Source organism: Gemmiger qucibialis (genome assembly GCF_027689445.1).
Lineage (GTDB): Bacteria > Bacillota > Clostridia > Oscillospirales > Ruminococcaceae > Gemmiger > Gemmiger qucibialis.
Genome location: NZ_JAQFEN010000006.1, coordinates 90057 through 103486, shown reverse-complemented (window position 1 = coordinate 103486; position 13430 = coordinate 90057). Strand labels below are relative to the sequence as shown.

The following is a 13430-nucleotide window of genomic DNA, read 5'->3' as shown; positions in this document are numbered from 1 at the left end:
GTCTGAATGGGCCGCCCCTTTCTCATGGAAAGGAGGAATGATTTTTGGCTACCACAACTTTGTTACAGCGCCATGCGGGCGAAGGCGAAACGATTGCTGAGGCTATCCGGGATTGTCTGGACTATGGCAAGGACCCGGAGAAAACAGAAAGCGGAAAGTATATCTCCGCTTATGAATGTGATCCGGCCACCGTGGCGGACGAGTTCCTTTTGGCAAAGGCCAGCTATGCCGCTATGACGGGCCGGGAACAGAAGAAAGAAAATAATGTGCTGTGCTATCAGATACGACAATCCTTCTATCCGGGCGAGATCACCCCGAAGGAGGCGAACCGTATCGGCTATGAGCTGGCTATGCGCTGGACAAAGGGGCGGCACGCTTTTATCGTTACCACGCACACCGATAAGCAGCACATCCATTGTCACATTTATTACAACTCCACCACCCTTGACTGCACCCGGAAATTCCGAAATTTTTGGGGCTCCAGCTTCGCCCTTCGGCGGCTCTCTGACAGGCTGTGCCTTGAAAACGGGCTGTCCATCGTGGAGAACCCGAAGCCCCGGAGCAAGAGCAAGTATCGGAACTATGGGGAGTGGCAGAAAGACCGGAAAGGACCGCTTTCCTATCAGGACCGACTGCGCCTTGCTATTGATACTGCGCTGGCGGAACGCCCCGCTGATCTGGACGAATTTCTCAATTTGATGAAGCGGGCCGGGTATGAGGTCAAGACGGTTCGGGGCGGCGGTATCAGCTTCCGGCTGACCGGGCAGGGACAGGAACGCTTCACCCGTCTGCGTGCCTCCACGCTGGGGGACGGCTACGACTTGCAAGATGTTCTGTCCGCCATTGAGGGCAAAGAAAAACGCACCGGGCGCTCGGAGCGGAAAATCAGTCTGGCGGTGGATATTCAAGCAAAGCTGGCTGCCGGTAAGGGGCCGGGATATGAACGCTGGGCGAAGGTATTTAACATTAAGCAGATGGCTGCTGCCCTTGCTTATATACAGGACAATGGCCTGACCGATTATGAGCAGTTGGCACAGAAAGCCACCGAAGCAGCAGACCGTTTTCATGCCATTTCCGAGCAGATCAAGCAGACGGAACAGGCCATGAAAACCAATGCCGGGCTAAAGGCCGCAACGGTTCAGTATGCCAAAACCCGTCCAGTCTTTGAGCAGTATAAGGCGACGAAGTACAGCCGGAAATTCCTTGCGGAGCATGAGGCCGACCTTGAACTGTACCGGGCTGCACAAACGGAAATGCGCTCTCTGCTGGGCGGGGCGAAGCTCCCCAAAATGGATGTGCTGAAGGAAGAAGGCCGTAAGCTCACAGCAAAGAAAAAACAGCTCTATGGAGAATACCAGAAGGCACGACGGGATATGCAGGAGATCGTCACAATCAAGGCGAACATTGACACTCTGATGGGCTACACCGAGCCGGGAAGAAAGCAGGAAAAGGAGCGTTAAGGTTATGAAAACAAGGAGCAAAGCGACGCTGACACTTCGGGCCATGTTGGCCCGAAGATACGGGTTTGGGGCGAGCCCCAACAAGCCGCCTTTGTGCCACTTGTGGCCACAGAGGCATTGCTTGCCACTTAGCGGCAGCCCCTAAAATGGCGCAAAAAAACAGAGGCCCTTATTCTGGAACCTCCGTTTCTCTGGCTTTCTTGAGCCCCTCGGCTGTGGCTTCTATCACGACAAGCTCTTTTTCGTTCATGGAGTTTAGGAGCACATCAATATGCTTTCTGCAAGGGCTTTCCTGTTCGCCTCCGTCCGTATGAATAAACTGGTCAACCGAAATGTCAAACATGGTAATGAGCTTTACAAAAAGGTTGAAACTCGGATACTGTCCTTTGTTCTCGATATTCATAATGGTACGGGAGTCACGGTCTACCAATTCCGCAACATAGGCTTGCGTCCAGCCCTTTTCTTCTCTGGCCCGTTTGAGAGCCGCCCCGAGGCCGTGAAAGTCAAACCTTCTTTCATTTTGGTTCATTCTCATATCACCCTATATCATTGTACATTTCGGGTTGGATTATGAGAATGTAATGAAATTTTACATAAAGTAGTATTTCATTTCATCAATGTGCAGCCTCCAACTTGTACTATTCGAGGTAAAGAACTATAATGTATTCTGTGGAGGCGCGAAATGGACTATATGACATTGAAAGGGGCCGCCGAAAAGTGGGGCGTGACACCTCGTAGGGCAAATTATTATTGTGCTGGTGGACGTATCCCCGGTGCTGTGAAAATGGCTGGTGTTTGGCTGATCCCTAAAGCTGCGGAAAAGCCGATTGATGGCCGGACAAAACAAGGGAGGTTGCTGAAACATGAATAGTGTTTTGATTATAGACGATGACAAGAAACTTTGTGCCTTGATGAAAAAATGTGTGGAACAAGAAAATTTATCTGCGGTAGTAGCACATGGCGGCTTAGAGGGTCTGAGGCTACTGGAAAAAAACAAGGATACCTGTTCACTAATTATTCTGGATGTGATGATGCCAGATATGAACGGGTTTCAAGTATTGCAGAAAATCCGAGAGAAAAACAATGTGCCGGTGCTGATGCTGACCGCCAAAAGCGACGAAGAAGATAAGGTTTCTGGTCTGCGGCTGGGAGCGGACGATTATCTGACAAAGCCGTTTGGAATTAACGAACTAATGGCTCGTGTCAATTCTCTAATCCGGCGCTATACCACCTTAAACCCTGTGACCGGAAACGAAGCCGCCACCATGCTTCTGAAAGATATGGTAATTGATAAAATCAACCGAACCGTAACGGTTCAAAATCTCCCGGTAGACTTGACCGGCAAAGAGTTTGATTTGCTTCTATTTTTGGCGTCCAACAAGGGTCGGGTCTTTACTAAAAAACAACTTTATACGCAGGTGTGGACAGAAGAATATGATTTTGACGACAATAACCTCATGGCATTTATCAGTAAACTGCGAAAAAAAATCGAGCCAAATCCAGAACAACCTTTTTATATTCAGACTGTCCGCGGTGTAGGGTATCGCTTTAACAAGGAGGCATGAGCATGGAAATTAACCTTTATCTATTGTTGTCCTTATTGATTGCTTTGCTGGTAATCAGCTATCTTTTGGGAAAACTTCACCGCGTCCGTGGTCAGCTTTTTCTTATTAGGGATGCCCTAAACGATATAAAAGCCGGGAATTTGAACCGCCGTGTATTGGCGCGGGAAAGCGACCTGACAAAACAAATCTGTTATGATATTAACGAGATTGCCATGAGCAGCCAATCTCGGCTTATACAGCAAAAGCAATCCGAACAGGCTTATAAACGGCTTATGACAAGCCTTTCCCATGATGTAAAAACCCCTCTTGCTTCTCTGGTTGGATATTTGGAGGCTGTGGAAAGCAAGATGGTAACAGGAGCTGAGAAGGAAGAATACATTCGGGTGGCTATGGAAAAAGCCTACCACCTGAAAGATTTTGTGACCGCCCTGTTTGAATGGGTGAAGCTGGATGCCGGGGAACAGATTTTTCATTTTGAGGTCTGCGACCTGAATGAGCTTTCCCGTGACATCATGGCTGATTGGGTGCCGCTGCTGGAAAACCACGATCTTAGCTATGAAATTGAGATACCCGAAACAGAATACATGACACGTGTTGACTCTACCGCCTACACTCGTATTCTCAATAATTTACTGCAAAATATCCTGACGCACAGTGATGCAAGCAAAGTTTTCCTGACCGTGACTGAAACTGAGCAGCAAGCAAAAATCGTTGTTGCTGATAACGGCAACGGGATTGCCGCCTCTGATCTCCCGCATATCTTTGAACGGATGTATCAATGCGATCACTCCCGTTCTGCCAAAGGGAACGGGCTGGGCCTTTCGATTGCCAAAGAGTTAGTCAGTATTCATAAAGGAACGATTACAGCCGCTAGTGTTCCCGGAAACGGAACAACCTTTATCATCATACTTCCGAAAGCTCTGTGATCCCACGGAGCTTTTTTTGAAAAAATTTTATCTCGGCAAGGTTATGGCAAGGTTTGCGTTTTATAATTGGAACCATGAAAGGAGGAAACCGTATGACGATTATTACAACTGAAATCCAGAAATGGAAACGGAATAAAATTGTCTGGTGCATTTTGGCTCTAACACTTCTGCTTGGAGCGTTTGCGATTGAAAGGGCTTGCAGCATTTCAAGGAGCAGTCCCTTTATGGATAGTTTTGGCGACCTTTACACACTGGCCTTTAAGAATCTGTCCAGCCTGTTTCTGCCGATTGTGCTGGGAATGTTTGCAACGACACTGTTTTTCGATGAACACAAAAATGACACGATGAAAGAACTGCTTATCATCCCTATTACAAAAGCACAGCTATACTTTTCAAAAGTCGCTGTGGTTATTCTGATGTCCGTAGGACTGTGCCTGATTACTTTTCTTTTGTGTGTTGTCGGTGGGCTGATTGCCGGAGGCTTTCCCGATCTGAACGCCCAAACACTGATGGACGCTGGTCTTTTGTATCTGGCAGGTGGTATTCTGATTCCCATAGCCATGCTTCCGATTGTGTTTCTTTCCACGCTGTCAAAGGGATATATCCTGCCCATTGGCGCAACGCTGCTTTATCCGATTCCCGTAGTCATTGCCCCGGCTTATCTTACGGGAATACACCCGCTGGCAAGCGTGATGGGGATTTATCCCCATATTTCCGAAGCGGCCGCAGCTATGGTAGAAAGCCTGATGCAAGGCGTTTTATTCAATACTTCGCCGCTTGTTTGTGTCGGTTCGCTGCTCTTGATCGGTGCTACATTTGCCGCCGCATCCGTAGTGGCTCTAAAAAAGCAATCTTACTGAAAGGAAAGACCTATGAAACGATTGAGTTGTTTATTACTCGGTATTCTGCTTGTTTTTTCTCTTTGTGCCTGCCAGCAGGCCGCTCCATCTTCCGGCGAGGCTCCCGACCAACAGGCCATTACGGAAGAAGCAACCGAATACTTTAACCAAATGATGGATGGAGATTTTGAAACTTTCTTCAATGCGTTGCCGCAGGGCGTACAGGACAATATTTCTGCGGAGACGATACAGGAAACATGGGAAGAAGAAGTCGATAAGCTGGGCGGGCTGCCGGAGAACACTTCCCCGGATGTGTCCTGCTATGTGCCGGAACACTCTGACCAAATCCGTGTTGAATTTGTCATTCCTTGTGACAAAGGCAATTTCAAAGTATTCATCAACTATTTCCCGGATGGCAGCCTTTACAACTATGTTATCTGGAAGAACGAAACAAAATGAGAAAGCGAGGCATTTTTATGAGTGATCTTGTGATTGAAACCAAAAAGCTGACAAAGATTTACGGGGAACAAACTGCCGTTAATTCTGTGAATCTTCATGTAAAACCGGGCCGGATTTATGGACTTTTAGGACGCAACGGAGCCGGTAAAACCACAATTATGAAAATGATTTTGGGCCTTACACCAATCACTTCCGGCGAAGTAGATGTGTTCGGACAGAACATCAAAGGCCATGAGAAACGCATTTATCCCCGTATTGGAGCCATCATCGAAACTCCCGGTTTTTATCCGAATCTGACCGGCACAGAAAACCTTGAAATTTTTGCGAAGTTACGAGGGACACCCCAGCCCAATGCTGTCAAGAACGCGCTGGAAGTTGTGGGATTGCCCTACAAGGACAAAAAGCTGTTCAGTAAGTATTCCCTCGGCATGAAGCAGCGCCTCGGTATTGCCAACGCTATTCTGCATGACCCGGAGCTTTTGATTTTGGACGAGCCGACCAATGGACTTGACCCTATCGGTATAGCCGAAGTGAGGAACTTTATTAAGAATTTAAGTGTGGAGCGTGGCAAAACCATCCTAATTTCCAGCCATATACTTTCCGAAATTTCACTGTTGGCAGATGACATAGGCATTATCGACCACGGGGTTCTGCTGGAAGAAAGCAGCATGGAAGAATTAGAAAAGAAAAATCGGAAATACATCCAGCTTCAAGTGTCGGATATTCCAAAAGCCTCTTTAATTTTGGAAAGGCAATTCCATGTGACCGATTATGCGGTGCAGGACGAACACAACCTGCGGCTTTATGACACCGCACTGGATATGGCGGCAATCAACAAGGCCCTTGTGGTGCAGGATGTAGCTGTTATCAGCTCCCAAATCTGCAATGATACCCTTGAGGATTATTTCAAACAGATCACAGGGGGAGAGGGAATTGCTTAAACTGATACAAGTTGAATTTCTAAAACTGCGCCGGAGAAAGTTTATCTGGCTCATGCTGCTGGCGGCGCTCTTTATGCCACTGGCTGCCGTATTTTACTTTTCAAGTGTCAAAGGAACCGGTGTGGACCCCATTATGTTTTACAAATGGACAGCGTTCAGCTATACCCCGTGGATCATCCTACCGGTAGTGCTGGGGATGTTGTGTACCATGCTGATGTATAACGAAAACCAGTATGATATGCTCAAACAGCTTTGGATTGTACCGGTCAATAAAATGGCATACTTTTTCAGCAAGTTTGCTGTGGTGCTGGTGTATTCCATTTGCTTTATGCTAGTTACCGCAACGGCGTCCATTCTGACCGGCATACTATCCGGTTATATTCCCTTTGACAGTGAAAGTGTCCTTTATCTTTTGCGGAAGTGTATGGAAATTTCTCTGTTGACCGCCTTTGCGGTGTTACCAGTACTGGCGGTTGCCGCAGCGCAAAAGGGCTATATTCTCCCTGTTTGCCTGACGCTGATTTATACATTCCTCGGCTTTATCCTCTTGATGGTGAATATGTACCTACATCCGCTGTCCAGTATGACCGCTATTGTTATGTATGATATTCCGGGTGTTGTATTCGATCAGCCATTAAATATTCCAGCCGCATTTCTGTGTATTGGTGTATGGGCTGCTGCTTCGGCTGTATTGGCGAATGTGGCTTTGGTTCGGAGAAAGTGAGGTGCAAAAAATGATGAAAGATTTGCTTTGGGCGGAGAGCCAGAAACTCCACCGTTCCAAAATACTCTGGATTGCTGGGTTTGCAACAGTCATGGTAGGGTTGATCGTCTTTGCACAGGGACAGTTTACATTCTATGACCGCCGATATATTGACGGGGCTGGATGGTTTATGACAGCGGCCCAATCCCTTGCTACCTTTTATGTTCTGCCTGCTGTAATTGCCCTATTGGGAAGTTATATGATTTGCCGGGAGGAACAGGAGGATACCTTAAAATCTCTGCGGCTCATTCCCGTAGATGAAGTGAAACTGACACTTGCCAAAATGATACTTGCCTTTGTGTTCAGCGTTCTGATTTACCTTTTACTTTTTGCAATTACCTTTCTTGTCGAGGCAGTTTTGCATTTAGAAGCACTTTCCGTTGGCCTTGTGTTAGAAAATCTGAAAATATATTTTCTGGATGGGGTAGGCGTATTCTTTGCAATTTCGCCTATTATCGCTCTGGTAGCGCGGATGAAAAAGGGGTATTGGCTGGCTCTGGTATTTGCAGAAATTTATTCGTTTGCTGGATTATTTGCGAGTATGTCCCAGCAGTTAAAGACGGTATATCCCATGACAGCCGTTTTCAATATCTCTGGTTATTATAATGCAAATATGTTTCAGGTTTTAATCGGTGTTGTAATTCTGATGGTTTGTGTGATTTTGTCATTGTTAATTTTGAAAGGATTGAACCGCAAGACTAAATAAATGCAATATATCTAATGATCTGCCGGACGACGGCAAAAGAAAAAAAGCCGTCGTAAAGCAGACACATTTTCACGCGCCTATGAAGCGGCGGCTTTGATTTTCAGAGCCGCCGTTTCTTTTCGTCTATCCTAAACCAACGACGACCTAACACCGTGTAAATCCACGGCGGCATATAGGAGGATTGCCGCCGTGTCTATTTTTGTCTTTTTTCACAGTACCCATGATCTGCACCAGCTAAAAAAAGCGTAGCTCCCCCTCCGGGTTATTCCGGCTATGTATGCGAAATTTGTTGGAACCTTAACTATCATGTCATTTCATGCGTCCGTGTGGCTTCATGCCGCCCGGGCGCTTTTGTGTTCTTATGGGGCTGCTTCGGGTCATGTTGGCCCGAAGTCATTCCCCGGTGCCGCTCCCCGCCGCCTTCGTTTCGGTCACTCGTCAACCAACAACCGAAACGGAGGTCAATATGGCTATTATCAATTTGCGGGACTATTACCCATTCTATACATCGGATTGCTTCATGGAAGTATCGGAAGAAGTTGCAGAAATGTTCAAAGAGTTTGATCGTAAAGAGGCTGCTTATCGGCTGCGTACATACCGCCACAAAGCCTACTATTCCCTTGATCGGGATGACGGGCTGGAGCATGAGGCTGTCTTTGTCGCTTTATCTCCCCATGAACTGTATGAGCGGAAAGTGACCATGCAGGAACTTCACGCAGCGATTACCAGTCTGCCAGACAAACAGGCAAAACGGATTTACGCCCATTTCATTCTCGGCATGACCAAACAGGACATTGCCCGGGCAGAGGGCGTCCATGAAAAAGTAGTTCGTGTCGCAATCGAGCGAGGTCTGCGTCGCTTAGAAAAAATTTTGAAAAATTCTTTGTAAGGCGTACCGATTTAGGTCGGAAAATGAAATGGTTTATGAGAGGCAAAACACTTCGGGTCACAATGGCCCGAGGTTCAGACAAGCCTCATGCAGATTGAAAATTGAATAAAAAGACACCCGGATACGAAGGGGAACGCGCTGTGTGACAGACCCGCCATGACCTCAGATTTCAGAGAATACAGTCTTTGTAAAACTGAGCGAGCGAACAGGTCCATGCCATAGGTGGGGCAAGGCTGGCTCCACCGGAACAGGCGCAGAACCCGGATACTTGCGTTTAGTCACAGTCCGAGCGTTGAAGCGGCCTTGCAAGCCGTGAGCCGTCGCAGGCAATGAGAACGCCTTGCCATCAGAATGGGGAGAGTTGAAATACTATGGGGCATGAAGCCTATGCCCGTCCGGTGTGTCTGAAATGAAGTGAAAACCTATGGGGAGCCCCCGGCAATGCTGTCTGATGATAGGCCAACCGATCCGGCGTGGCTCCCCATCTTTTCAAAAAAGGAGCACTTTATGGGAAATGCGTTTGGAATGATCCCCGGCTTGGAAACGGACGAATGGAGCAATGACGCCTGCCGCGGTTATGTCATTATGGCAATGGAGGACTGCGGATTTTCAAAGAAAGATATACGGCGTGTTGTGGGGCAGCTTTATGAAGTATTTGACCTCAACAGCGTGGAGGGCGCCAAAGAAAAGTACCTTTCCAGTCCTTACTGACCTCGGGCCACATTGACCCGAAGTGGAGAAAGCTCAAAGGGCGGCACCTGCTGTGTGCCGTCTTTTGACATTTCCCCACGGGACAAGTGGGAAAGGCTGGCATATACACGCACTTTCGCAAAGGAGGTTTTCAATGACGCAAGCTGTCACTTATGAACGAGAAACAAAGTCTGTCGCATTTCAAGGGAAGATCATTGTGCTGGAAAGCCTCACGCCGGTACTTCCCCCGAAGGAGAAAGCACAGCGCAAAAAAGAAATTGAGCGTTGTCTTTATGAGGTGTTCCGCAAATATGGAGACAGATTTCCCTAATCATTCGCAACATTGTTGTCCGGGGCTGCTGATGGTATAATATAGTTGTAAGGTTGGTAGCTCCATTCCAACAAGGAAAGGAGCCCAATATGGAATTTATCAGAGAAGATTGTATTTACGCAAGACAGTCAGTAGACCGCAAGGACAGTATCAGCATTGAAAGTCAGATCGACTTTTGCAAGTATGAATTGAAAGGTGGGAGCTGCCGGGTATTCAAGGACAAAGGCTATTCCGGTAAAAATACGGACAGGCCGGAGTTTCAAAAGCTGCTGGGCGAGATCCGCAAGGGAAAGGTCAGGCGAGTCATCGTGTACAAGCTGGACCGTATAAGCCGCTCTATTCTGGACTTTGCAACGATGATGGAGCTATTTCAAGAGTACGATGTAGAGTTTGTATCCTCCACGGAAAAGTTTGATACTTCGACCCCGATGGGCCGGGCCATGCTGAATATCTGCATTGTATTCGCCCAGCTTGAACGTGAGACAATTCAGAAGCGTGTCACAGACGCCTACTATTCACGGTGCCTGAAAGGCTTTCACATGAGCGGACAGGCACCATACGGTTATCAGTTAGAGCCTACTGTGGTAGAGGGTATCCGCACAAAGAAAATGGTTGCCGACCCCGTAGCCGCCGACCATGTTCGGCTGATGTTTGAAATGTACGCTGAATCGGAAACCTCCTTCGGAGATATTACCCGATACTTCGAGGAACATGACATAAAAATTTATGGCAAATCCATGTTCCGTACATTTCTTTCCCAGCTTTTAAGAAACCCCGTTTACGCACAGGCCGATTTGGAGCTGTACGAATTTTTCAAGAGTCAGGGCGCAGCGATTGTCAATGACGCTTCCGACTTTGCCGGAACAAACGGCTGCTATCTCTATCAGGGGCGGGATGTGAAGGAGGACAAGGACAGGTGCTTAAAAGACCAGATACTTGTTATTGCTCCCCACGAAGCACTCATTTCCTCTGACACATGGCTTAAATGCCGGAAAAAACTTATGGCAAATACCACATTCCAGCAGGGACGGAAACCGAAAAATACTTGGCTGGCCGGAAAAATCAAATGCGGGCATTGTGGGTATGCTCTGAAAGCCACCCATGTACCAAACAGCACCGGATATTTCCGCTGTACCAAACGGACGGAAAACAAAGGCTGTCCGGGCTGCGGGAAAATCCGCAAAGAAGAATTTGAGCAATTCATTTTCTCGGCCATGCAGGAGAAGTTCAAAGACTTTCAGATACTCCACGGCAGGGAGGAAAAAGTCAATCCGAAACTGACAGCCTATCAAGTGGAACTGGCACAGGTGGAGGCAGAAATTGAAAAGTTGCTGGATACGCTGACCGGAGCCAATGCGACCTTGCTTGCCTACGCCAACAAAAAAATTGAAGAACTGGACACCCGACGCCAGACCATTTCAAAGGCAATCGCCGAATTGAGCGTTGAAACCATCTCTCCCCAGCAGATAAAGAAGTTATCCTATTATCTCGACAACTGGGACAGTATAGATTTTGACGACAAAAGAAAAGCCGCCGATGGTTTGATCTCTACGATCAAGGCCACCAGCGACCGTGTTCTGATAGAGTGGAAAATCTGACATTTCCGCTCTATCGCCCCTCATTTCTATTTTATCTTGTTTGTACCCCTTGTACACCGATGTTTACCTCCCCGTATTGATTCTGAAATTATCCAGATAGTCTCTGTAAAGTTGATAGCAGTCTTTGCCATCGTAGGTACGGATCATTGACCGATATGCTGTCTCTGAATCCGTTATAATGAATACTGTCTGGATTTCTGGATGCTGGCTCAATTCGGCATCGAACTCTGAATAATATATTTCATCTACCAGAACAGCCATTTTGTTTTGCGGCAAGATCAGCATGTTCGGGAGATTATCATTTTCAAGAGCAGGGCACTTACCAATGGCGCCGCCCTTCATCCAGAGCACCGGAAGCAGTTCACGGAACTGTCTGCCGAGAGCAACAGAGGTTTTGTCAAGGAAGCTCAGTTTGAAGAACACAGCATTGGTTTTGAATCCATCAGACATCTTCAAATCCGCTAATTCAGGATAAGCAGGTTCTTTTTCTTTTTTATATACTTTTCCTCGAATCTTTTTTCCAGTTTCAGGATTAACAGTTTCCCCGTCAATTTCGGTATATTGTTCTACATTACATCCATAGTTCCCATCGAGAGGTTTGCCATCAATATTGCATCCCTTAATGGAACAAACCGTTCGAGGCCATGTGACATACCTAGCAATACCGCGTCTATCCCACTCCTTATCTCCTGGCCTATATCCTTTTTCATCTAACGCTTTTGCTTCATCCGCTGAAACTTCATTGTTGGTCACCATAATACACCGACGATGACCATTGTCTATCGAATTTAACAGATTGACAGCATGCATGGTTGTACCAGATCCTGCGAAAAAATCAACAACAAGAGCATTTTTCTTATTTGCAATAAAATACTTGAGTGTATCCATTACAGCATACACCGATTTTGGGAAAGTGAATTTACCGCTTCCTATTATATCGCCAAGTACAGATGTTCCGTATTGTCCCGCATCATAACTTTTGTTTTGCCATACGGTTGTTGTTCTTGTAACCTTACCTTCTGTTTCGACAACTATTTTTGTTCCATCCTCGCGTAGGCCTCGTACGGCCCATCGACCGCTTTTAATTTTATCAACATAATTAGCACTTAAATATCTAAACACATATGGTTGGTTTTTGCTTCCTGGAGAAACTCTTACAACGCCTTCTTTACAAAGTTTCTGTAAAGAGTCCCTTGTTATTCCCCAGTTCATTTCAACTCCATCGTCTCTAACGGGGAATACAGGAGTAGCACCTTCAATAGCTGGGATATCAAATCTTTGTTGCTCTGGTTTCAATGCCTCTCCTATAGCAACGATCTTCATTGTCTTATCATCAACATATATTGGATAAAATTGGGCCACACCTCCTTTAACAGTCCCTCTTCTGGAGGCATAATCCGTTCTGCGTAAATACCACCATCTTACTTCTCGTTCATTGCCATTTCCTTTCGGGTGTACCACTTGTGCGTTACCAAAGAGAATAATATACGCATATTCATCAGAGCGCGAAAATAGATTATCTCGCTTTGCTCCAGAGGGATTAATGGTTATACTAACCATTTGCATCGTTTTCCCAGAAAAAATCTCCTCAAGAAGGCAGCCAAGATGAAGATATTCTTTTTCATCAATGGTTACAATTAAAACGGAGTCTTTGGGATTCAGCAGTTTTTTAGCAATCTTAAGACGCTTTTCCATCATGGAGAGCCATTTGCTGTGACGATAAGCGTCGGAACCATCTACATAGTCGTTGTTGTATTTCCAGTCCTTGGCTCCGGTGTTGTATGGTGGATCGATGTAGATGCAGTCCACCTTCTCTGCGTACAGATATTCCAGCAACTGGAGCGCGTGGTAGTTGTCCGCCTCAATCAACGTATGCCAAAGGTCGCTATCTGGAGCGTTCTGAACTGCATCCAGCGGTTTTAGTGTGGGATAGATCGGCTCACCAAACTCAGCCACTACCACAAGCTCATCCAGCTTAAAGTTTTTCTGCTCGTGTGTATCTCGGCGATCGCAGAGCACTTCATCACCGTTCATCTTTACGACAGTATAGATGTCGCTAACATATCCGGTCTTCAGCGCGACCTTGGAACCAACACGAATCGGCACATCGTAGAGTGGCGTGCATTCCGGCAGATGTTCCTCGAATACGAGTCCGAACTTTTTCTGCTTCATCAATTTATTGGTTTCCTGCAAAATCCTATCCCTAAGTGTTGGATCGTTGATCTGCCGGATCAAGTCTTGTAATAGCGCCACTGTTTCCACC

The 13430-nt window shown here is 46.7% G+C and carries 15 protein-coding genes; 13 read left to right on the top strand and 2 right to left on the bottom strand.

The genetic code is table 11. The features are described 5' to 3' along the window. Positions 1-44: 44 nt before the first annotated feature. Positions 45-1460, top strand: coding sequence for a relaxase/mobilization nuclease domain-containing protein (locus tag PG062_RS10510; RefSeq protein WP_118760991.1), 1416 nt, complete (start codon positions 45-47; stop codon positions 1458-1460). 169 nt (positions 1461-1629) lie between these two features. On the opposite strand, the gene PG062_RS10505 is transcribed toward PG062_RS10510, so the two are convergent. Beyond that, the gene (locus PG062_RS10505) at positions 1630-1995 is read right to left on the bottom strand and encodes a helix-turn-helix transcriptional regulator (protein ID WP_202183514.1); all 366 of its coding nucleotides are present in this window, start codon (positions 1993-1995) and stop codon (positions 1630-1632) included. 147 nt (positions 1996-2142) lie between these two features. Between PG062_RS10505 and PG062_RS10500 the strand changes: the two genes are divergently transcribed. From PG062_RS10500 to PG062_RS10445, 12 genes are all read left to right on the top strand, one after another. Continuing rightward, complete coding sequence (locus PG062_RS10500) at positions 2143-2331, top strand: helix-turn-helix domain-containing protein (protein ID WP_005945178.1); 189 nt, start codon at positions 2143-2145, stop codon at positions 2329-2331. Continuing rightward, the gene (locus PG062_RS10495) at positions 2324-3025 is read left to right on the top strand and encodes a response regulator transcription factor (protein ID WP_005945175.1); all 702 of its coding nucleotides are present in this window, start codon (positions 2324-2326) and stop codon (positions 3023-3025) included. The genes PG062_RS10500 and PG062_RS10495 overlap by 8 nt, the downstream gene beginning before the upstream one ends. Before the next feature lie 2 nt (positions 3026-3027). After that, complete coding sequence (locus PG062_RS10490; RefSeq protein ID WP_118760993.1) at positions 3028-3951, top strand: sensor histidine kinase; 924 nt, start codon at positions 3028-3030, stop codon at positions 3949-3951. 92 nt (positions 3952-4043) lie between these two features. Continuing rightward, positions 4044-4811: an ABC transporter permease gene (locus PG062_RS10485; protein WP_270752261.1), complete on the top strand. Its 768-nt coding sequence runs from the start codon at positions 4044-4046 to the stop codon at positions 4809-4811. 12 nt (positions 4812-4823) lie between these two features. Further along, positions 4824-5249: a DUF3887 domain-containing protein gene (locus PG062_RS10480; RefSeq protein WP_085808135.1), complete on the top strand. Its 426-nt coding sequence runs from the start codon at positions 4824-4826 to the stop codon at positions 5247-5249. A gap of 17 nt (positions 5250-5266) precedes the next feature. Beyond that, entirely contained in the window at positions 5267-6190 is a 924-nt protein-coding gene (locus PG062_RS10475; protein WP_118526926.1) for an ABC transporter ATP-binding protein, read from the top strand. Continuing rightward, a complete protein-coding gene (locus PG062_RS10470) occupies positions 6183-6914 on the top strand; it encodes an ABC transporter permease (RefSeq protein ID WP_005945158.1) in 732 nt (243 codons plus the stop codon). The genes PG062_RS10475 and PG062_RS10470 overlap by 8 nt, the downstream gene beginning before the upstream one ends. A 13-nt stretch (positions 6915-6927) precedes the next feature. Then, positions 6928-7659 (top strand): ABC transporter permease, encoded by a 732-nt coding sequence (locus PG062_RS10465; RefSeq protein ID WP_179148991.1) that lies wholly within the window; start codon positions 6928-6930, stop codon positions 7657-7659. A 466-nt stretch (positions 7660-8125) separates the two neighbouring features. Then, positions 8126-8548, top strand: a complete 423-nt coding sequence (locus tag PG062_RS10460) for an RNA polymerase sigma factor (RefSeq protein ID WP_172679366.1) — start codon at positions 8126-8128, stop codon at positions 8546-8548. A gap of 507 nt (positions 8549-9055) precedes the next feature. Further along, positions 9056-9259 carry a hypothetical protein gene (locus PG062_RS10455; protein ID WP_270752260.1) on the top strand — a complete coding sequence of 68 codons (204 nt, stop codon included), beginning with the start codon at positions 9056-9058 and terminating at the stop codon, positions 9257-9259. A gap of 133 nt (positions 9260-9392) precedes the next feature. Next, the gene (locus PG062_RS10450; RefSeq protein WP_165483719.1) at positions 9393-9569 is read left to right on the top strand and encodes a hypothetical protein; all 177 of its coding nucleotides are present in this window, start codon (positions 9393-9395) and stop codon (positions 9567-9569) included. A gap of 89 nt (positions 9570-9658) precedes the next feature. Further along, positions 9659-11167 carry a recombinase family protein gene (locus PG062_RS10445; protein ID WP_270752282.1) on the top strand — a complete coding sequence of 503 codons (1509 nt, stop codon included), beginning with the start codon at positions 9659-9661 and terminating at the stop codon, positions 11165-11167. A 63-nt stretch (positions 11168-11230) separates the two neighbouring features. Here the strand turns inward: PG062_RS10445 and PG062_RS10440 are convergent, their stop codons facing one another. Next, positions 11231-13429, bottom strand: coding sequence for a site-specific DNA-methyltransferase (locus PG062_RS10440; protein WP_270752259.1), 2199 nt, complete (start codon positions 13427-13429; stop codon positions 11231-11233). Between the last annotated feature and the right edge of the window lies 1 nt (position 13430).

Coding starts and splice junctions, on each gene's coding strand:
- PG062_RS10505 (WP_202183514.1), bottom strand. CDS start 1,995: ATGAGAATGAACCAAAATGAAAGAAGGTTTGACTTTCACGGCCTCGGG.
- PG062_RS10500 (WP_005945178.1), top strand. CDS start 2,143: ATGGACTATATGACATTGAAAGGGGCCGCCGAAAAGTGGGGCGTGACA.
- PG062_RS10495 (WP_005945175.1), top strand. CDS start 2,324: ATGAATAGTGTTTTGATTATAGACGATGACAAGAAACTTTGTGCCTTG.
- PG062_RS10490 (WP_118760993.1), top strand. CDS start 3,028: ATGGAAATTAACCTTTATCTATTGTTGTCCTTATTGATTGCTTTGCTG.
- PG062_RS10485 (WP_270752261.1), top strand. CDS start 4,044: ATGACGATTATTACAACTGAAATCCAGAAATGGAAACGGAATAAAATT.
- PG062_RS10480 (WP_085808135.1), top strand. CDS start 4,824: ATGAAACGATTGAGTTGTTTATTACTCGGTATTCTGCTTGTTTTTTCT.
- PG062_RS10475 (WP_118526926.1), top strand. CDS start 5,267: ATGAGTGATCTTGTGATTGAAACCAAAAAGCTGACAAAGATTTACGGG.
- PG062_RS10465 (WP_179148991.1), top strand. CDS start 6,928: ATGAAAGATTTGCTTTGGGCGGAGAGCCAGAAACTCCACCGTTCCAAA.
- PG062_RS10460 (WP_172679366.1), top strand. CDS start 8,126: ATGGCTATTATCAATTTGCGGGACTATTACCCATTCTATACATCGGAT.
- PG062_RS10455 (WP_270752260.1), top strand. CDS start 9,056: ATGGGAAATGCGTTTGGAATGATCCCCGGCTTGGAAACGGACGAATGG.
- PG062_RS10450 (WP_165483719.1), top strand. CDS start 9,393: ATGACGCAAGCTGTCACTTATGAACGAGAAACAAAGTCTGTCGCATTT.
- PG062_RS10445 (WP_270752282.1), top strand. CDS start 9,659: ATGGAATTTATCAGAGAAGATTGTATTTACGCAAGACAGTCAGTAGAC.